This window comes from Streptomyces olivaceus (genome assembly GCF_000721235.1).
Classification (GTDB): Bacteria; Actinomycetota; Actinomycetes; order Streptomycetales; family Streptomycetaceae; genus Streptomyces; species Streptomyces olivaceus.
Genome location: NZ_JOFH01000021.1, coordinates 106,619 through 125,287 on the forward strand (window position 1 = coordinate 106,619; position 18,669 = coordinate 125,287).

15 protein-coding genes are annotated in these 18,669 nt (G+C 73.5%); 10 read left to right on the forward strand and 5 right to left on the reverse strand.

The genetic code is table 11. From position 1 onward, the window contains the following. The first annotated feature begins 11 nt into the window (after positions 1-11). Together IG94_RS0123765 and IG94_RS0123770 are read left to right on the forward strand one after the other, a co-directional pair. Positions 12-785 carry a hypothetical protein gene (locus IG94_RS0123765; protein ID WP_052410827.1) on the forward strand — a complete coding sequence of 258 codons (774 nt, stop codon included), beginning with the start codon at positions 12-14 and terminating at the stop codon, positions 783-785. Then, positions 763-2,442, forward strand: coding sequence for a hypothetical protein (locus tag IG94_RS0123770; protein ID WP_031040663.1), 1,680 nt, complete (start codon positions 763-765; stop codon positions 2,440-2,442). Before IG94_RS0123765 ends, IG94_RS0123770 begins: the two co-directional genes overlap by 23 nt. Positions 2,443-2,546: 104 nt before the next feature. Here IG94_RS0123770 and IG94_RS0123775 read toward each other — a convergent pair whose 3' ends face one another. The 3 genes from IG94_RS0123775 to IG94_RS0123785 are packed head-to-tail and all read right to left on the reverse strand — an operon-like array spanning position 2,547 to position 7,512. Next, on the reverse strand, positions 2,547-3,224 hold the full coding sequence (locus IG94_RS0123775) for an RES family NAD+ phosphorylase (protein WP_031040666.1): 678 nt from the start codon (positions 3,222-3,224) through the stop codon (positions 2,547-2,549). Further along, the gene (locus IG94_RS0123780) at positions 3,224-3,952 is read right to left on the reverse strand and encodes a serine/threonine-protein kinase (protein WP_031040670.1); all 729 of its coding nucleotides are present in this window, start codon (positions 3,950-3,952) and stop codon (positions 3,224-3,226) included. The genes IG94_RS0123775 and IG94_RS0123780 overlap by 1 nt, the downstream gene beginning before the upstream one ends. Continuing rightward, positions 3,949-7,512 (reverse strand): CHAT domain-containing protein, encoded by a 3,564-nt coding sequence (locus IG94_RS0123785; protein ID WP_031040673.1) that lies wholly within the window; start codon positions 7,510-7,512, stop codon positions 3,949-3,951. The genes IG94_RS0123780 and IG94_RS0123785 overlap by 4 nt, the downstream gene beginning before the upstream one ends. 250 nt (positions 7,513-7,762) lie before the next feature. On the opposite strand from IG94_RS0123785, the gene IG94_RS39735 reads away from it, so the two are divergent. From IG94_RS39735 to IG94_RS0123805, 4 genes are all read left to right on the forward strand, one after another. After that, positions 7,763-8,113: a hypothetical protein gene (locus tag IG94_RS39735; protein ID WP_052410829.1), complete on the forward strand. Its 351-nt coding sequence runs from the start codon at positions 7,763-7,765 to the stop codon at positions 8,111-8,113. Continuing rightward, positions 8,110-8,784, forward strand: a complete 675-nt coding sequence (locus tag IG94_RS0123795) for a hypothetical protein (RefSeq protein WP_031040681.1) — start codon at positions 8,110-8,112, stop codon at positions 8,782-8,784. The genes IG94_RS39735 and IG94_RS0123795 overlap by 4 nt, the downstream gene beginning before the upstream one ends. A gap of 161 nt (positions 8,785-8,945) precedes the next feature. After that, positions 8,946-9,662, forward strand: coding sequence for an ABC transporter ATP-binding protein (locus IG94_RS0123800; RefSeq protein WP_031040682.1), 717 nt, complete (start codon positions 8,946-8,948; stop codon positions 9,660-9,662). 10 nt (positions 9,663-9,672) lie between these two features. Next, entirely contained in the window at positions 9,673-12,243 is a 2,571-nt protein-coding gene (locus IG94_RS0123805) for an ABC transporter permease (RefSeq protein ID WP_031040685.1), read from the forward strand. An 80-nt stretch (positions 12,244-12,323) separates the two neighbouring features. Here IG94_RS0123805 and IG94_RS0123810 read toward each other — a convergent pair whose 3' ends face one another. Further along, positions 12,324-12,983: a fascin domain-containing protein gene (locus IG94_RS0123810; protein ID WP_031040689.1), complete on the reverse strand. Its 660-nt coding sequence runs from the start codon at positions 12,981-12,983 to the stop codon at positions 12,324-12,326. A gap of 573 nt (positions 12,984-13,556) precedes the next feature. On the opposite strand from IG94_RS0123810, the gene IG94_RS0123815 reads away from it, so the two are divergent. From IG94_RS0123815 to IG94_RS39740, 4 genes are all read left to right on the forward strand, one after another. Continuing rightward, on the forward strand, positions 13,557-14,666 hold the full coding sequence (locus IG94_RS0123815) for an ABC transporter substrate-binding protein (RefSeq protein WP_031040692.1): 1,110 nt from the start codon (positions 13,557-13,559) through the stop codon (positions 14,664-14,666). Positions 14,667-15,036: 370 nt separating this feature from the next. Then, positions 15,037-15,879 (forward strand): hypothetical protein, encoded by an 843-nt coding sequence (locus tag IG94_RS43640; RefSeq protein WP_078892409.1) that lies wholly within the window; start codon positions 15,037-15,039, stop codon positions 15,877-15,879. 171 nt (positions 15,880-16,050) lie between these two features. Next, positions 16,051-17,154 carry a hypothetical protein gene (locus tag IG94_RS43645; RefSeq protein ID WP_224326495.1) on the forward strand — a complete coding sequence of 368 codons (1,104 nt, stop codon included), beginning with the start codon at positions 16,051-16,053 and terminating at the stop codon, positions 17,152-17,154. A gap of 153 nt (positions 17,155-17,307) precedes the next feature. After that, a complete protein-coding gene (locus tag IG94_RS39740) occupies positions 17,308-17,757 on the forward strand; it encodes a DUF6924 domain-containing protein (RefSeq protein WP_157852303.1) in 450 nt (149 codons plus the stop codon). Here the strand turns inward: IG94_RS39740 and IG94_RS0123830 are convergent. After that, a complete protein-coding gene (locus IG94_RS0123830) occupies positions 17,714-18,619 on the reverse strand; it encodes a CPBP family intramembrane glutamic endopeptidase (protein WP_224326496.1) in 906 nt (301 codons plus the stop codon). The genes IG94_RS39740 and IG94_RS0123830 overlap by 44 nt on opposite strands. Between the last annotated feature and the right edge of the window lie 50 nt (positions 18,620-18,669).

Here is an 18,669-nt window from a genome sequence, read left to right on the forward strand (position 1 = left end):
GGAAGCGAACCGTGCATCGATCGGTCCCCGACAGCCGGCGGGCGGGACTCCGCCGTACGGCCGCGCTGGTGCCCGCGGTGGTACTGCTGGCCGCGCTGGTCTCGTGCACCTCGCCGCCCGACCCGCTCGACACCCCGTGCGGCGTCGTCGTCGACGGCTCGGGATCGGGCTCGTCCGAGGACGGGTTCGACGCCGAGGCCAAGCTCAAGAGCAGTCTGCTGCCGTTCCTCGACGAACAGGGCTGCGGCTCGGTGGAGTTCGCGCCCATCACCCGCTCCTCCAAGTCCTCGCCCTGCCGGGTCGCCGACGTCGACCTGGACCCGCCCGGCAACGAGACCACCGACCGCGACCGTGCCCGTGCCAAGGCCCGGAGCCTCGCCGCCAAGCGGGCGCTGGAGGAGCTGGAGTGCGCCCGTACCCAGGACGGTTCGGACGTCTGGGGGGCACTGGACCGCATCGGCGCGGCCGTGTCCGGGGACGGGGCCGGTGGCGGAGGCGGTGCCGGGTCGAGCGCCAAGCTGCTGGTCGTCAGCGACTTCGACCAGGCCGACAAGGACTTCAACCTCTACAAGGCGGACCTGTCGACCGAGCAGAAGCGCACCTCGGTCATCGACACCCTGGTCGAGCAGCGCGGCCTGCCCGGTCTCAAGGACATGCACGTCTATCCGGTCGGTCTCGGCATGCAGTACCACGGCAGGCCCAGCGAGAGCGAGGACTTCGAGGCCTTCTGGGCCGAGATACTGGAAGGGAGGGCACAGGCCCATGTCGACTACGACTACAGGTGAGGCACCCGGCCCCAGGCGGTGGCGCCGGTCCGAACCGCGCCCCGAGAGGCCGGCGTCCCGGCGGCGGGGGACCGCGGGACGGCGCGACGGCGCCCGGCAGGAACCCGCGTCCGGCCGCCCGGTGGTGCTGGACGTCCGGGCCGAGCAGCGGTTCCTGGACGACGCCGAACGCCGCGGTGCCGCCGCCGCCCGCAGCGGGGCACTGGATCCGCTGACGCTGCAGAGCGACGACCGGGTGCCGTACTTCGCCGCGCTGGCCTCGGTGCGGGACCGGGTCATCCGGGGCATCGGCGCGGAGGCGCACCGGGCCGAGGAGCAGGCGAGGCTCGACGACGCGCACGCCCTCGCCGAGGCCGCGCGGCTGCGGGCCGAGGTGGAGCTGATCGACGGGGAGGTGGAGCGGACCGACGAGCAGATCGCCACCACCACCCGGCAACTGGACCTGCTGGCCATGAGGTCGAGCCGCTGGAACCGCTTCCGCGACTCGCTGCGCGAGCGCGTGGAGAGGAACGTACTGGAGGGCGACGGCGGACAGTCCCGCCGCCACCGCGGCCCGGGAGATGAGCCGGACAACTCCGGTACCGGGACCGGCGGCACGGCCGACGACGGAAGCCCCCGAGGCGGCACGGCGGACAGCGAAAGCGCGAACGGCGGGACTGCGCAAGGCAGTACGGCGGACGGCGCGGCGGAACCCGGCAGCACGGCCGACGACGGTGACCGGCAGTGGGTGAACGTGGGGCAGCCCGCCCCCGGCGCCGCGGCGCCGGACGGCGTGGCGGGCCCCGGCCGCGTCACGGTGCCGACGGGGGCCGGGGCGACGGGGGCCGGACTGGCCCGCGCGTGGGAAGGGCTGCACAAGCGGCCCGCCGTCCCGGACTGGATGCGGTGGGCCCTGCTCGGCCTGATCCTCGCGGTCGAACTGCCCATCTACTGGGTGGCCTACCAGCCGTTCCACGGCATCGGCAACGTCGACGTGGACGTCCAGACCGGTGTGCTCGCCGCGGGCACGGCGGTCCTGATGGTGATCCTGCCCCACCTGGCGGGCCTGATGCTGCGGCGGCGGCCGGAGACGGGCTCCGTCCGGGCCGGCTGGCTGCCGGCGCTGTCCCTGCTGGGCGTCTGGGCCTTCCTGACCGGGGTGCTCGGTGTGGTCCGCGCCAAGTACGTCATGCAGACCGAGGAACCCCCGCCCGCCACCGACGGGTTCGCCCCCGCCGACACGGGTGCCGGCACCGACAGCCTGATCGAGCGGCTGAGCCTGGAACCGTGGACGGTGACCTGGCTGTTCGTCGCCCTCCTCGTGCTGTCCGGAGGCATCGGCTTCCTGCTCGCCCTGTGCAGGGAGCACCCGCACCTGGACGCCTACCGCACGGCGATCGAGCGCCGCGGCGAACTGGTGCGGCGGCGGGAACTCAGCCTGGTGGCGGCGGAGCGCGAGCGGGTCACCGCGGACACGGCCGAGGCCCGGAGCGAGGACCGCAGGGCGGCGGTGGAGGACAGGGTGCGGGCCACCCGCGAACTCCACGAGGCGGCGGCCCACCGCTACCTCGACGGGGTACTCCTGGCGGCCAGGGAACCGGCGGTCACGGAGGCGGCCATGCGGCTGTCCCAGAAGTGGCCCCTGCTCCCGATGACCCGCAGCGACGTCTCCGTCTGACCCGGTGCCGCACCGCCTCACGGCGGGCGCGGCGCACAGCAGGTGAGCCCGCTGCTCCGGCCCTTCGTCGGGCCGGAGCAGCGGGCTCAGATCCGTACGCGGGCTCAGATCCGTACGGCGGGTCCGCCCGAGGGGACGGAGATGACCGCCCGCAGGTCGCTCAGGAGGCGGTTGGCCCGGTCCGCCCCCTCCTCGGAGTCCAGCCGCCAACTCTCCTGCGGCGTCCCGTCAGCCGCCCACGGCTTGCCCCGGTCGCCGAAGAACTGCAGGGCGGCGCGGGGCCGGCACCGCTTGGACATCCACCGCAGTCCCTGCGCGGTGCCGCAGTGCCGGCGCATCACCCGCACCCAGTACCGCGTCTTGTCGTACTCGCGCTCCTCGCAGTCGACCAGCCACTCGTCCTGCCACACCGACGCCAGTCCCTCGGCCGTGGTCAGGTCGAGGAGCGTGATGTCGTCGGTGGTGCGCAGCGCGGAGAGCCGGTACTGGGAGGCCTGCGCCCACGGGATCAGCCGGACCCCGGACCCGCTGCCGTACTCCACGGAGCGCAGGAAGACCTCGGCCAGGGCCGTCAGCGGGTCGAGCGCGGCGTAGAGGTAGGGATAGGGGTCGCGCTCGGTGGCGTCGAAGCGGCTGCCCTTGAAGTACTCGTGCGCCGGGCGGGGGTTGAACTCCGCGGCGCCGTAATGGTGCCGGTGGCAGCGCCAGACGAGGCTGCCGGCCGGGAGCACGGTGAGCAGCGGTTCCATGGCGACGCCCTCGGGCGGGGCATGCAGGCCCATCAGTCCGACTCCACCAGTTCGAGCGCGGCGCCCTCCAGGTCCTCGTCGGGCAGCGTGCCCAGGAGGTCGGCGGGGACACCGTGCAGCCAACTGTTGACGCCCAGCCACCAGTCGGCCGCGCCCCATGGGTCCACGTCGGCGCGGAGCAGGCTGTTGACACGCAGGACGACGGGCAGCGGCTGGAGCGTGCCGGGCAGGAACTGGAAACGCGGGCAGCGCGACCCGGACGCCCCGGGCCGGGGGTCCGCGAGCCGGATCAGGTCCGGCAGCTCCCCCTGCGAGGCCAGCAGTTGGGCGTGTTCCGGACCGTTCAGGGCGGGGACGGACAGCAGCCGTTCCCGGGCCGCCGCCAGCAAGTCCGCCGGGTCAGGGCCGGGTTGGACGGCCTTCCGGGCTCCGGACTCGGGTACGGCGCCCGGGCCTCGCGCCTCCAGCAGGTTCAGTACGGTCCCGATCGCGTCGGGGGCCGGTGCCGGCCGGTCACCGGCGCCGTCGGCCGCGTACCGCCGGCTGCGCAGCGCTTCGGACACCGGGTGCTCCGGCGGCAGGGCGGACAGGGCCCGGCGCAGTCGCCGCACGGCCGGGGAGGCGGACCGGCCGGACGTCACCGCCTCGTGCAACTCGCGCAGCGCCGCGGTCACTTCCTGCCGGTCCTCCGCGTCGGGCAGGCCGTCGGCCAGCCGTTCCCGATGCCCCACCAGGAGCGTCAGGAGATCTTCCGGGGTCACTGCGGTGTACCTCCCGAGGGATTGCCGTGATGGACGAAGGCCGCCCAGACGTCGGTGTGGCGGAAGTCCCTGTTCCAGCGGCGGGCCCGGACCCGCTCCAGGGCCCGCACCGGCGGCCGTCGGCCGGGGTCGGCGAGCATCCAGCGTTGCGCCGCCCGCAGGGCGTCGGGCGGCGCCGCTCCGGCGGCCAGCCGGTCGTGCAGGACCAGCATCAGGATCTCGGACTCGTCGTCGTCCACGCCCCAGCGCGTTCCCACGGCGTCGGCCGCGAGCCGGTGCACCAGCACGGACGTCAGCGTCAGCGCCTCGTCGTGGTCGCGGGTGGTCAGGTCGGTCTCGCAGGCGCCGCACACCACCAGAGGTCCCCGCGACCGGTAGGCCTCGCCGTCGTGCGGTGTCTCCAGGAGGACGGCGAGGGTGAGCGGTTCGTCGTCACCCGGGCCGTCCCCGCCCGTGGAGCCGTCCGGCCGGGAGGGTGCCAGCCGGAGGGCGGAGGTCGTGGGGTCGGGGCCCGCGATGCCGTGGCAGGAGAGGTGGACCAGCGACGCGGCGGACTCGGCGCGGCCCCCGAGCAGCGACAGGACGGTCCCCGGAGTGGCGGGCGCGTCCTGGTCCCGGTACACCTCGGCGTGGGGGTAGTAGACCTCGTGCAGGAGCGCGATCTCCTCCTCCGCCCAGGCCAGCAGGTCGTCCCCGTGGAAGGCCAGCGCGGGACGTTCGGCGGGGCGCATCCGGGTCCGGGCCGACGCCCGCAGGAACTCCTGGCCGGAGGCCGCGTGCGTGATGACCGACACCTCGAAGGCGCGCACCGTCCCGGGTCCGCCGAGCCCCTGCGGGGGCCGCAGCAGCGCCGAGGGCCAGGGCGCCGCACCGAGGCTGCCGCACGGAACGAGGACGAGCCGCACCGGCCGCACGTCCCGACCGTCGCCCGCCGTCGCGTCCGCCAGCCCCGACTCGGCCAGGGCCCGCGGCCACACGTCCAGCGTGTCCAGTACGGGCGTCAGCACCTCCCCCGCCCAGACGCACACCTCGTCGAGCGCCTCCCGCCACCGTGCCTCGGCGCGCCGCGCCTCCTGCGGGGAGGAACCGGCGTCGGCGTCCACCCGCTTGCGCTCAGCCTCCGCGGCCAGGAAGGCGGCGAGCGGCGCGCGCCCCTCGGCGGAGAGGGCGGACAGCGGCACGGACCGCGCGGGGCCCTCCGGTGCGACCAGCAGGACCGCGCCGTCGTCCGTGCCGCCGCCGGGCAGCAGATGGACGAGGGCGTCCACGTCGGCGCGCGTCAGGCCGTCCCGCAACGCGGCCACCCGCTCGGCGGGCGTCGGTTCACCGCCCTGCCACGCGTCGGTCCGCAGCAGGTCGAGGGCCTGCCGCCGTACGTCTCCGGGCAGCCGCGGATCCTCCGCCCCCGCCGCGAACAGGGCCTCGACCGACAGCGGGGCCCCGACGCCCGGCGTGGCAGAAGCGACCGCGTCGCGCCAGCGGGCCGCGAGTCCGGTGGCGCCCAGGGCCTCCAGCCGGTCGGTGACGCTCCTGGACTCGGCCGCCGCCGCGAGCACCAGGGAGCGCCCCGCCTCCAGGCAGTCGATCGCCTCGTCCACCCGCCCCGCGGCCAGGGCCCAGGAGGCCGCGGTGCAGCCGTGGTCCGCGCCCTTCCGGGCGACGCTCAGCCCGTGGCGCACGCCGAGTTGGAGCAGCACCTCGTCCGCGACGGCGCGCAGCGACTGGCGGGCGGCGCGCACGGCCTCCGGGAGGTCTTCGGCGGCCTGCGCGGTGCCGGGGCGGGCCGCCGCCCGGTCGGCCAGCCGGGAGGCGTACAGCCAGTACACCTGCTGTGCGTCCGGGGCGCCCTCGGGCGGCAGGAGCCGGCAGGCCGTCTCCAGCTCGGTGACGGCCTCGTCCAGGACGTCCGGGTCACCGGTACGCAGGTGGAGGACCTCCAGGCCGATGGCCAGCAACATGCGGGTCTTGACCTCGAAGTCGAACGTGAGGCCCGGTTTCCCCAGCACGGAACGCGTACGCCGCAGTCCCTGCCTGAGCTCCTCCGGGTCCGACCCGAGCAGGGCGGCCAGGCCGTGCACGGGAACCGCGTTCATGTCGCTCAGCGTCTCGAAGGCGGCGAGCCCGCCGAGGCTCTCCATGGCGTCCCGCATGTGCGTGACGGCCTGGTGCGCGTCCGCTCGCGAGCCGGACAAGTAGGCGCGGGACAGATAGGCGTATCCCAGCGTGTACTCCAGGGTTCCCGGCATCCCCGCCTCGGTCAGCGGTCCGGGGTCGACGTCGTGCAGCTCGTCGATGAGCTGGTCCATGGCGGCGAGGTCTCTCGTCTCCTGCAGCTTCCTGAGGCGGAGTTGGACGCGCAGGCAGTCGGCGAGGACACGCATGGCACCGCCGTCTCCGCCGGCCGGCACCGCGGGGAGGCCCTCCAGGAGGTCTTCCGCCGCCTCCGTGTCCAGCAGGCTGCCGCCCGCCTCCCCCGCGAGCATCAGCAGCATCGAGAGCGTGCCGTGGAGCCACAGGGCCTGGCTCCCGTCGGCGAACTCGCCGTCTGCGGCAGCCTTCTGGAGCTGCGTGAGAGCGCTGTGCAGGCGTCCGCGGTCCCCGGTGCGCATACCCAGCGAGATCTGCAGCATCACGGCGATCATGCGTGAGGGCAACGGGGAGTCCGGCTGTGACAGCCGGTCGATGAGCGCGGGAACCTCCTCGCCCCGCACGGACTGCGGCGAGGTCGCCTCCATCATGGCCAGGAACTCCGGTATGAAGGAATCGTCGCTCTCGTCCCGCTCCCCGCCCTCCCCCCGCGCCCCGGGCGGCTCCGGCCGCTCGGGGGAAACGGGGGAGCCGGAAGAAGGGAACGCCGGAGTCCCTTTGTCGCGCATCAGCATGGCGGCGGTCTCCATGGTGTGGCGCAGCGGACCGGGGAGGTGGGCGGACTTCCCCCGCAGCTCCTCCGCGAACCCGGCGACCGATTCCCTGTCGTCCATCCGCACCGCCGCGAAGGAGTCCAGGGTGTTCATGAGCTGCCGTACGGGGGCGGGAAGCTGCTCGGCGAGTCCCGCTTCGACGGCCAACCGGTAGAGCAGCTGGAGGTCCTCGACGTACCCGGGGCCGCCCTGGCTCCCCGGCCTGCCCACCCACATCATCTGCTGGAGGGTCGCCGCGTCCAAGGGGTCGAAGGACTCCATCGTCACCCCGCCCAGCCGCCGGGCGAGCAGCACGATCAGCTGTTTCCGCGTCGTGTCGCGCTCCCGCTCGCTCAGCACGTCGTACTGCCGTGCCGCCGCCAGCAGGTCCCGCGCACGGACGCGGTCCTCGTCGGATCCGCCGAGCACGAACCTGACGCAGAGCAGCAGGCCGAGCCGCGCCTCCAGCCGGGCCACCGTCGCGGCGGGGCCCCCGTCGAACTCGGCCAGCAGGGCGTCGATCTCCTCGATCTCCCGGTCGAGTTCGGGTCCTCGCAGACCGTCGTACGTCTCGGGCTCCGTGGGCGCCCGGCAGTCCTCCGTACGGGACAGGGCCGCTTCGGCCCGGACGAGCAGCGGTTCCTCGGTGGCGTCGCTCATGGTCCGTTCCTCCCCGGGCCATCATGCCCACTGGCCGGCACCCTGCGTGCGGGACCGGCGACACTGCCTCCGACGCGACCACGATCCGCCCACTTTCCGCCCGGCGGGCGTCTGTTGGCGAAGCGACCGGGTCACCTCCCGGTCGTCTTCCGGTCGCCTGCCGCCCGGCTCCCGGCATCGCGAGGCCGGGCGGCAGCTGGCGGGGAACGATGGCTCCTGCCCCGTACCCGCGCACAAGGAGGCCGCCGGCATGCCGGGAGAGAGCGCCCCGCCCCGTACCGACACCTCGGAGGAAGCACACCGGGTGCCCTACCGCGAGCAGACCGCCCCCGATTACGCGCGGGACTTCGGCCGGGACGCGCAGGCCCTGCCCGTGGACGACGGGACGACGGTGCTGAGCGGGACGTGTCCGCGCTGCGGCTGCTCCTTCACCTTCACCCACCGGCCCCGGGCGTTCCGCGGCCCCCGGCGTGGCCGCCGACACGGCGTGCGGGCGCCCGAGTTCCCGGTGATGTGCACCTGCGCCTTCGAGCACGCGGAGCGACCGGACGGTGAGGAGGGCTGCGGTGCCTACTGGATCGTGAGGCTGGAGGAGCTGTGACCACAGGCCCCCGGACGACGGCCGGCCCCCGGATCACCCCAGGCCGCCCCGCCGTCGCCGCGGACCGTGCGGCGGCCCGCCGGATGCGGCAGGCGCTGGCCGAGGAACTGCCGAGGGTCCGGGAGGCCGCGCTGGCCTGGCGCAACGGACTCGCCGGGCTCTTCCTCGGTCTGCTCGGCTTCGGCCTGGTCAAGGGCCGTACGGACGTCGGCGAACTCGCCGCCCCCTACGACGCGCTGGTCGGCGGCATGCTCCTGCTGTCCCTGGTGTGCGGCGCCGTGGGCGCGCTGTACCTGCTGCGTGCCGCGCACGGCAGGCCGGCGGCGACGGCGGCCTCCGGCCCGCGGGTGAGCGCGGCGGCGCTGTACGCCGGGGACCACGTGGAGGCCGGCCGCGCCCTGCGGGCGATGCTGCGGGGCGTGGTCCTCACTCTGGCCTGCGGCGCGCTGCTGGTGACGGGCGTCGCCCTGACCTGGTACGGGCCGGACAAGGAGGAACCCCGGCTGCTCGTGAGGACACCGGCGGGCACGGAGTGCGGAGAGCCCCTGCGCACCGAGCGCGGCGTGCTGGTGCTGAGGACGGGAACGGGGGAGGCCAGGGTGCCCCTCGCCGACGCGACGGCGCTGCTGCCGGTGGACACCTGCCCCGGCGCCGGGTCACGCAACGGCTGATCCCGCGCACCACTCGCCTCCCACGCCCCAGGGGTGTACCTGGCCCCACCCCCGATACGGGCCCCAGGTGGCTCGTTGCCCCGTCCGGCGTCCCCCTACGGTGAAGCTGCCAACAACCGGAAGGGCACGCGCACATGACAGTGGGTACGCAAACGGCGGCCATGAGGCTGGACTCCGTCACGAAAACGTATGGCGAAGGGGACAACGCGGTCACCGCCCTGCGGGGCATCTCCTTGGAGGTCCCGCGCGGCACCTTCACCGCTGTCATGGGGCCCTCCGGTTCCGGCAAGAGCACCTTCCTGCACTGCATCGCCGGGCTCGACCAGCCGACCACCGGCCGCGTCTTCCTGGGCGACACGGAGCTGTCCGGCCTGAAGGAGGCCCAGCTGACGGCCGTACGACGGGAGCGGATCGGCTACGTCTTTCAGGCCTACAACCTCATGTCGGCGCTGACGGTGCGGCAGAACATCACCCTCGTCGCGCGCCTCGCGGACATGGCCGTGGACGAGGCGTGGCTGCGCGAGCTGCTGACCCGGGTCGGGATGAGCGAGTACGTCGACCGCCGCCCGGGCCAGCTCTCCGGCGGCCAGCAGCAGCGCGTCGCGATCGCCCGCGCCCTGGCGACCCGGCCGGACGCGCTGCTGGCCGACGAGCCGACCGGCGCGCTGGACACCCGCACGAGCCAGGAGGTCCTCAAGCTGTTCCGGCAGGTCGTGGACGAGATAGGCCAGACCGTGCTGATGGTGACCCACGACCCGGTCGCCGCGTCCTACGCCGACACGGTGCTCTTCCTCGCCGACGGGCAGCTGGCGGGCCGGCTGTACAAGCCGTCACCGGCCGAGGTCGCCGAGCACATGACGCACCTCGGCGACTGGTGAGGCGGCCGTCGTGTTCGACATCGCATGGAGCACCATCAAGAACCGCAAGGGCGGGTTCGTCGCGGCCTTCATCGCCGTGATCTGCGGCTCGGCCGTCATCACCGCCTGCGGCGTGCTGTTCGTGTCCGGGCTGCTCTCGGGCGTCGCACCCGAGCGGTACGCCGGCGCGACCGTCATGGTCGGCGGCCGGCAGACCAAGGACGTCAAGGAGAACTTCGACCCGTACTACGCCGAGCGCGTCACCGTACCGGCGTCGGCGGCCGAGCAGATCTCCCGCGTCGACGGCGTCGAGAAGGTCGTACGGGACCACTCCGTCGAGATGACGCTGCAGAAGGACGACGGCAGCGCACGCGGCGAGCCGGTGCCGCTGGAGCACCCGCTGTACGGCCACGGCTGGTCGTCGGCCGCACTGGGCCCCTTCGAGCTGGCCGAGGGTGCCGAGCCGGGCGGCGCCGGGGAGACGGTGCTGGACGCCGGTCTCGCCCGCGCGGCCGGGGTGAAGGTCGGGGACACCGTACGGCTCTCGGTCGGGACGACGCCGCAGGACTACAAGGTCGCCGGGCTGGTCGACGCGCCCGGAGGCGGCCTGGACCGGCAGTCGGCCGCGTTCTTCACCGATGCGCGGGCCGCCGGCCTCTCCCAGCGTCCCGACCGGCTGACGGCGATCGGCGTCCTGGGCGAGGACGGGACCGACGCGGGCGAACTCGCCGGGCGGATCGAGGCCGCCGTCACCGGGACCGACGTCGTCACCTACACCGGTGACGCGATCGGCGACCTGGAGTTCCTGGACGTCGGCCAGTCCCGCGGCTTCCTCGTCATGCTGTCCGCCTCGTTCGGCGGCACGGCGCTCGGCGTCGTCGTCTTCGTCGTCTCCTCGACCCTCGGTCTCGCCATCCACCAGCGCCGTCGCGAACTGGCCATGCTGCGCGCCGTCGCGGCGACACCGCGCCAGGTGCACAAGCTGATCGGCAGCGAGGTGCTGCTGGTGGCGGGCGCCGGTGCGGTGCTGGGCGCGGCGCCCGGCTTCCTGGTGGCCGGACTGCTGCGGGACGCCTTCGCGGACGTGGGGGTGCTGCCGGCCGACTTCGAGCTGTCGTTCAACCCGCTGCCGGCCGTCGCCGCCGTGCTGCTGTCCGTACTGGGCGCGCTGCTGGCCGGGTTCATCGCGGCTCGCCGGATCGCGAGGATCAAGCCGGTGGAGGCGCTGAGCGAGTCGCAGGTGGAGAAGGGCGAGCTGGGCCGGACCCGCAAGGCCGTCGCCCTCGCACTGCTGGGACTCGGCCTGGTGACGTCGATCGTGCTGCCGCTGCTGATCCCCGGCCAGCTGGCGATCGCGGGGGCCGGCGGTTCGCTGCTGCTGCTCATGGTGGGCAGCGCGCTGATCAGCCCCGTCCTGGTGCAGACGACGACCCGCCTGCTGACGCCGCTGCTCATGCGGTCGAGGGTGAGCGGCTACCTGGCGGCGGCCAACAGCACCGCCAACGCCCGCAGGCTCAGCAGCGCGGTGGTGCCGCTGGCGCTGGGCACCGCGATGGCGCTGATGCAGCTGTCGATGCTGAACACGGTCGAGGTGACCGCGAAGGAGCAGGCGGCGACCGGTGTCGTCTCCGACTACGTGGTCACCAGCGGCACCACGGGCCTCTCCACCGACCTGGCGCAGAAGGTCCGCGCCGTCGACGGTGTCGGCACCGTCACGCCGGTGGCCCGCTCGCAGGTGCTGATCACCTACGTCGAGATCGACAAGCCGGTCTCGAACCCCTTCAGCGCCCAGGGCCTGGAGCCGCGCGACCTGGACCGCACGCTCGACCTGGACGTGCGCGAGGGCAGCATGGACGAGCTGCGCGGCGACACGGTGGCGCTCAGCCGGATCGCCGCCGACACCGCCCGGCTGGACGTCGGTGACACCGCCGACGTCGACCTCGGCGACGGCACGCACAAGGAGCTGAAGGTCGTCGCCCTCTACGGCAAGGGCCTCGGCTTCGGCGACGTCACCCTCCCGCACGGGATGCTGACCGAGCACACCGCCAACCAGCAGGACACGGCCCTGCTGGTCACCGGTGAGGACGGCGGGGGCGGTGCCGGGGGGAAGGTGGAGTCCGGGCTGGCCGACCTGGCCGACGGCACCCCCGGTCTCGTCGTACAGAGTCCCGAGGAGTTCGGCGCCGTCGAGCAGGGCGAGTTCACCCAGCAGTCCTCGACGAGCCTGATCGCGAACGCGCTGCTGATCCTGTACGTGCTCATCGCCGTGGTGAACACGCTGGTCATGGCGACGACGGGCCGCAGCCGCGAGTTCGGCATGCTGCGGCTGATCGGCACCAGCAAGCAGCAGACGCGGCGGATGATGTTCCTGGAGTCCTGGGTGGTGATCCTCACCGCCGTGGTCGTCGGCATCGCCATCGCGATCCCGCCGGCCGTGGGCGCCGCCCTGGGCACGACGGGCCAGCCGATCCCGTACGTCGAGCCGCTGGCCTGGGGCGGCATCGTGGTCTTCGTCGCCCTGCTGGGATGGCTGTCGATCAGCCTGCCGACCCGCTCGGCCCTGCGCGGCCGCCCGATCGACGCGGTGTACGCGACGGAGTGAGGACGCGCGTACGGCGGTGACCGCCCGCGGCTGGAGCAGCTCGCGGGCGGTCACCGCCGTGTGCGGGGCGCCTGCTCGGGTCAGATGACCGAGTAGAGGTCGAACGACTCCCAGCCGCCGACCGACGCGGAGCGGGCGCGCAGCACGTACTGGAGCTTGCCGGTGGTGTTGTTCTCCATGGTGACGAAGAGACCGTTCGACGCGGACTGGAGCGCCCACCGCTCCTCGGTCTCGTTGTACCAGAAGACGAACCGCTCCCAGCCGCCGACGCTGGTAGAGCGGGCGCGCAGCACGTTCTGGGTGTTGCCGGTGTAGTTCTGCTCGACCGTCACGTAGCGGTCGTTGGCGTGGGACTTCAGCGCGTAGGTCTCGGTGGCGTCGTCCCACTCCAGCTCGTACTCCTCCCAGGAGCCGCTGAACTCGACGGAACGGGCGCGCAGCACGCCGGTGTTGGGGGCGGCGTACGACTTCTCCGTGGCGACGAACCGGCCGTTGTAGCGCGACGCGAAGGCCCACACGTCGGGCTCCGCCGCCCGCGCGGAGGACTTGCCCTCGGCGAGCGGTGCCTGCTTGGTGGCGTCCGAGTCCTTGGTGATCTCGGCCAGTTCGGCGCCGTCGACCTTCTCCCAGCCGCTGGGGGCGGACGCCGGCCGGTCGGCCTGCGGAGCGGCTCCGGCCATCGGCGCGGCCAGGACGGAGGCGGCCAGCAGGGCGCCGAGGGGCAGAAGGACGGGGGTCATACGTCTCACAGTCAATTCCTCACCATTCGTGGAACGGGTCCGGGCACGGCGAGACGGTGGTTCCCGTAGCTCTCGCCCCCCTGCGACTGCGGTCGGTGCCCCTCCCCGGGCACTTCGGCAGCGGTCGCGCCTGGTGACGCAACCGCCACAGCGTAAACGGTGGAGGACGAGTGAAGACAGTGAATTAATCGAAACTTCTTTCCCCTCCTCTTGCAGGCAACCCCACAACTCCCCTCGCGCCAGGCCTCTCCAAGGGGCTTGCGCCACAAGCAGGTTGAGCCGGGACAGTGACGGCATGCAGCACGCCGGGCTGTACTCCGTCCCGGACGCCGCGCGGCGCAGTGGAGGTCACGGTGCAGGCCGTCGCTGGTGCCGATGCCGATGACGACGACGCTTGGCGGCTCGGCGAGCGGAAGCCCGGTTGCCCATGGGCGCGGGTGTCGGATCCAATGACCGGCATGATCACCCGGGCGCACCTGCCTCGGCGGCACGTGACGATCGCGCACCGTCAGCGGCCGGCGCGCGTGATCCGGGCAAACCGCGACCGCATCCTCCCAGGGGAGACGCCACCCGATGAACTCGCCACCATCGCCGTCCGGAGCGGAGCACACCGACCGGTCGTCCATCCGCCTGGGTGCTCTCGTCCCGCTGACGCGGCCCGGCTGGGTCGAGGCGGGCCGACACCTGCTCGCAGGACTCGACCTGGCCGTTCGCGAGGTCAACGACGCCGGCGGGATCGACGGCAGACCACTGGAGTTGGTGGTCCGGGACACCGCGGCCGATCCGGAGCGGGCTGCGGCGGCCGTGGACGAACTGGCCCACTTGGGCGTGGCCGCCGTGGTGGGCGAGTATCACAGCGTGGTCGCCCGCGCCGCCGCCGCCCGGGCCGACGCCCTCGGCGTGCCGTTTCTCTGCTCGTCCGCGGTGCTCGACGCGCTCACCGAGGAGCCGACGGGGTGGGTTGCGCGTCTGGCTCCGGCCCAGTCCCACGGCTGGCGGATCTACGCGGACTTCCTCCTCCGCGCGGGTCGGCGTCGGATCGCCGTGGCGACCCAGCCGAGCGTCTACTGGGCGTCCGGGACGCGCGTCCTGCGGGACCACCTCGCTCCCCGCGGCGGCACGGTCCTCGAACTCGACGCGACGCTCACGCCCGAGGCTCTGTGCGACGCGCTCGTCGACCACGGCGCGACGGCGCTCCTCCTGCTGGTCGGCCATCCGGAGCCGGCGGTGCCGATCGTCCGGGCCGTCCGGGGCGACCGGCGGCTCGCGGAGATCCTCATCGGCGCTCCGGCCGGACAACCGGAGTTCGCCGAATGGGCCGCGGCGCTGGCTGAGGACGGCGCCGGGATCCCGTTCCTGCGCTACCTGCCCGAGCGCCTCGGTCCGCTCGGTGAACGCGTCGGGAAGGAGCTCCGCGGGCGGCTTGGCGAAGCGCCCTCCTTCGTCGCCTTCGAGGGCTGGGACACCGTCGCCGTCCTCGCTGCGGTGCTGCGTTCCCACGGCACGGACCGGGCGGCCGTCGCCGAGTCGTGGCCGCGCGTGGCGGTCGAGGGCACCCGCGGGCCGATCCGGTTCTCCCGCACGCCGGGCGTCGGCGTTTGGCAATGGACTTGGACACCGGTCCAAGTCGTCGACCGCGACCCGGCGGAACCCGACCGCTTCCGGATCCTCCACGCCGGCTGAGTGAGTATGCGAGCCCGAGCGGAGCGGTGAGGCACGGGCACCGGGGCGGGCCTCACGTCGAGTCGGCGGCCGGCCGGTACCGCACCCGAGTCGACGGGGCACCGGTCCGCGGCCGTCTCCCGGGTCCACCGGTACCTCGTCCGCGAGGGGCCGGTGGGCCGCTGACCTCCTCAAAGAACCGGGTAGAGAACTACCCGCCCACCCACCCTCCACGCGCCCGGAGTTGGCCGTCACTCGTCCGAGTGACCCGCTTGCAGGCGCCCGATTCGGGCGGCTACGTTCGCCGCAACGAACGCACACAAGTCGGCCCCCGCCAAGGATTCGCAGTCCCGGCGAGGGCCTGACCGATCAGGAAGTCGACACCTTCCCAATGGCTGACTCGCAGTCTAACGCGCCCCTGCGCGCCAACGCCGGTACCCCGACCTCCGGCGTGCTCCACGTCCGCACGCGGCTCACCGCCGACTTCACCGTGGTCTCCAACGCCCTCGCCCAGCGACGCGGCAGCGCGGTCACCGTCGGCGTGGCGGTGTACATCCTGTCGCTCCCCGACGGCGCCCCCGTGACCATCGCCGCGCTGTGCGAGCACTTCAGCGAGGGCGAGATCCTGATCTCCCGCGCCCTGAGGGAGCTGGAAGCCGCCGGGTACCTGGAACGCCGCCGCGAGCGCCTCCCCTCCGGCCAGATCCGCACCCGGACCTCCTTCTACGACGTACCCGGCGTCCGTGGTCGGGCCCGACCCCCCGGACCGCCGCCGCATCGCCCTCGGCCCTTGCCGCAGCCCGCCGCCCCCGTACCGGACGAGCCGGGGACACCGGCGCCCGTGCTCGCCGATGCCGACCCGGAGGCGATCGCCGTGCTGACCGCCCTGCGCCGGGTCGACGCGCGCCTCGTGCTGTCCGCCCGGGAGGCCGCGCGTCTGGCGCCCGCCGTGTCCGAGTGGCTGGCGGCCGGTGTCGCACCGCGCGAGATCACCGAGCTGCTGACCGCAGGGCTCCCGGACCGCTTCCGGGGGCGGCCGGCCGGCGTCCTGGCCTTCCGGCTCCGCGAGACACCGCTGCCCGGACCACCCAAGCCGATCGTGCTGCCCCGCCCGGCCCTGCTGCCCTTCCAGACCTGCGACGGCTGCGAGCGCGCCTTCCGCGCCCCCACCCCCGGCCACTGCCGAACCTGCCGGGACCACCTCCCCGGCAACCAGCTCCGCGCGGCCGGCTGAACCCACGCCGCGTGTTCGTCCTACGCCGCCCGCGACGCACCCCCCCGGCACGCGGAGTTCCGGCTCCGCTCGGAGGGCGGGGACGTCGGTGCCGATGTCGGTGAGGATGCGTTCGATGTCCGCCTGGGACTCCGTGTCCGTGCCGGTGTCGTGGAGGAGGGCGGCCAGGAGGTGGGTCGTGCCGACCGTGGGGGCGTTACGGGAGGAGGCGGTCAGCTCCGTGACGTGGAGGAGGCGGCGGTCGGAGTCGGAGGTGCTGTCCACCTCCGGGGGGACGCCGTCGATGCCGGTGGTGGGGAGCAGGGCGCGGGCCAGGGCGTCCTGGCGTGCGCCGTGCCGGTGCAGGAGTTCCGCTCCGCGGTTGTCGGCCCGCAGGTTCTCGGGGAGTTCGCGCTGCGCGACCGTCAACGACCGGTCCAGCGCCAGGATGGCAAGGAGTACGTCGGCGGGCTCCGTCGCCGACGCCCCTCGCCGTACCGCCGAACGCTGCGCCTCCGAGCGCACCACGGCCACCACCGCGGAGCCGAACCCGGCGCCGCCGCCGAAGATCCAGGCGGTGAACTTCCGGGTCAGCGGGTTGCCGCTCTTGCCGAAGGTGCCCGCCTTGCGGAGCACCAGCACCGAGGAGGGCTCCGGCACTTCGTCGCTGCCCCGCAGCTCGTCCAGCGCGGTCGCGGCGGCGGAGATGTCCAGCTTCTGCACCACCATGGCTTCGCTGGCCCGGGTGTCGGGCAGGTCGACCAGTGCGCGCGCCACATGCCGGACGTGCACGGAGATGCTGCCCTCCTCCCGCGCGCTCTCCAGCGCCTTGCGCAGGCAGGCGCGGAACGCGCCGGTCATCGGGGGGAGTTCGAGGCTCTGCTGCTCCTCTTCCTTCTTCTTGCGGTTCTTCCAGCGCCGCCTCTTGGCCTCGTCCTGCCAGACCTCGCGCCAGAACGCGTCGATGTTCCGCTCGTCGGCCGGGTCCCCCGTGCCGCCGTCGCCCGCGTCGTCGCTGACCCACACGGAGGTGCCGCGGACGCCGATCGACCCGCCGAGCGAACCGGCGTTCCGCATGCCGGGGGCGATCGCGGAGCCCGCGGCCCAGTCGCCCGACACGAGGGCGCTCAGCAGGCTCTCCGTACCGATGTCCGCGCGTTCCTGCTTGGCCACCGTGCGTACCGTCTCCAGCAGCAGCTTGAGGACGTCCCTCTCGAACTCGGTGGTCGCGCCGGTGTGGTCGACAGGCTCGCGCTGGCTCATCGGGCCTTCCTCTCCGTGGGGTTCATCCGCTGAGGAAGACGCTAGGTCAGCGCGCCCCGGCTCCGCGTCGGCCGACCGGCCATGCTCTCGGTCCGAACGGCCTGCCACGATTGTCGGACCCTGCCTCTACGCTCGGCACACTGTCAGCGCGGCCCGGTGTGCCGCCCGTGGAAAGCAGGAGCTGTGGTGCGTGTACTGCCGACGACCGACGAGGACTCCCCGCCCATCCTGGTGGTCCGCACCGACTACCGGGACGACGCGGCCTGGCAGCGGCTGAAGGCCGACCTCGACGTGCCCTGGGTGTTCGACGAGAGGGACGAGGACAACGGCCGTCTCAAGGAGGACGTCCTCTTCGTCGAGGATCCGTCGTGGACGGGCGCCGGCCCCGCCGAGATACTCGCCGTCCTCACGGCGTCGGACGAGTGCGGCTGGGAGGTGGTCTTCGTCGCCGACCGCGCCGGCCTGAGCGGCCCGCGGCCGACGCTCCTCGCGGTGAGTACCGACCCGGAGGAGGAGACGCCTCCCTTCCGGGTGGCGGCCCTGTCCACTCCGCACGAGATGCACTGCAACCTGGGCATCGCCAACATGGACTTCAGTGATTTCGAGGGCTGGGACGGTCTGCCCGAGGGGGGTTGACCGATCGGCCCGTCGTGCGGCCTCGGTGGGTGAGAAGGAGGACGGTCACCGTGACGGCCTGGATGCCGATGATCATCGCCTGGACCTCCGGGGCCTCGACGGCCAGCAGGATCATCGTCATGTTGACCGCAAAGTGCGTCGCGATCGAGGCGACGATGCCGGCCCGCTCGTAGGCGGCGGTGACCAGCATGGCCATCGGGATGTTGCTGGCGACGAAGAGGATGCCGCTCGGAGTGGCGAGGCCCAGGTCGTGCTGCACGGTGCCGTCGATGAAGAACAGGGGAAGGTGCCAGACGGCCCAGACGGCGCCGAGGACCAGGCAGACCCGGAAGGTGCCCATCGTCGCGCGGAGCCTCGGGTAGGCGGTGCCGCGCCAGCCGGGCTCCTCGGACAGCGGGCCGCTGACCAGCATGCCGACGAGGAACGCCGCCGGTCCGCCGAAGTCCTCGACGGTGTCCTTCGCCACGTCCAGGCTGAGTTCCGGGCCGCCCGCCCGGCTCGCCAGCAGCGCCGCGGCCAGGACCGTCGCCGAGCCCAGCACCAGCAGCAGTACCGCCCGCAGCAGGTGCGCCGCGCGGAAGCGGACCACGTGCCCGGGGGCGGGCTCGCCGCGCCGGCGGCGTCGGACGCGGACGACCAGGGCGCCGATCAGCGGCCCGAAGGCACCCAGCATGTAGGGGGCGTTGGCGGCCTCGTTGGTCTCCGTGCCGCCGAGCGCGATCGCCGCGCCCCAGGAGAGCCAGCTCACCGCGAAGGCGATGACCATGAAGAGGGTGAGGTCGGCGCGGTAGTGGTGGGGAGCGGGGGCGACCGGTGCGGTCCCGTGCGTGGGAGCGGGCGCGGACGTGTGTGAAGTGAGCATGCCAATCCTTGGGGTGTGGGGCGCCCGTGGAGGGACGGGCGGGGCGGGCG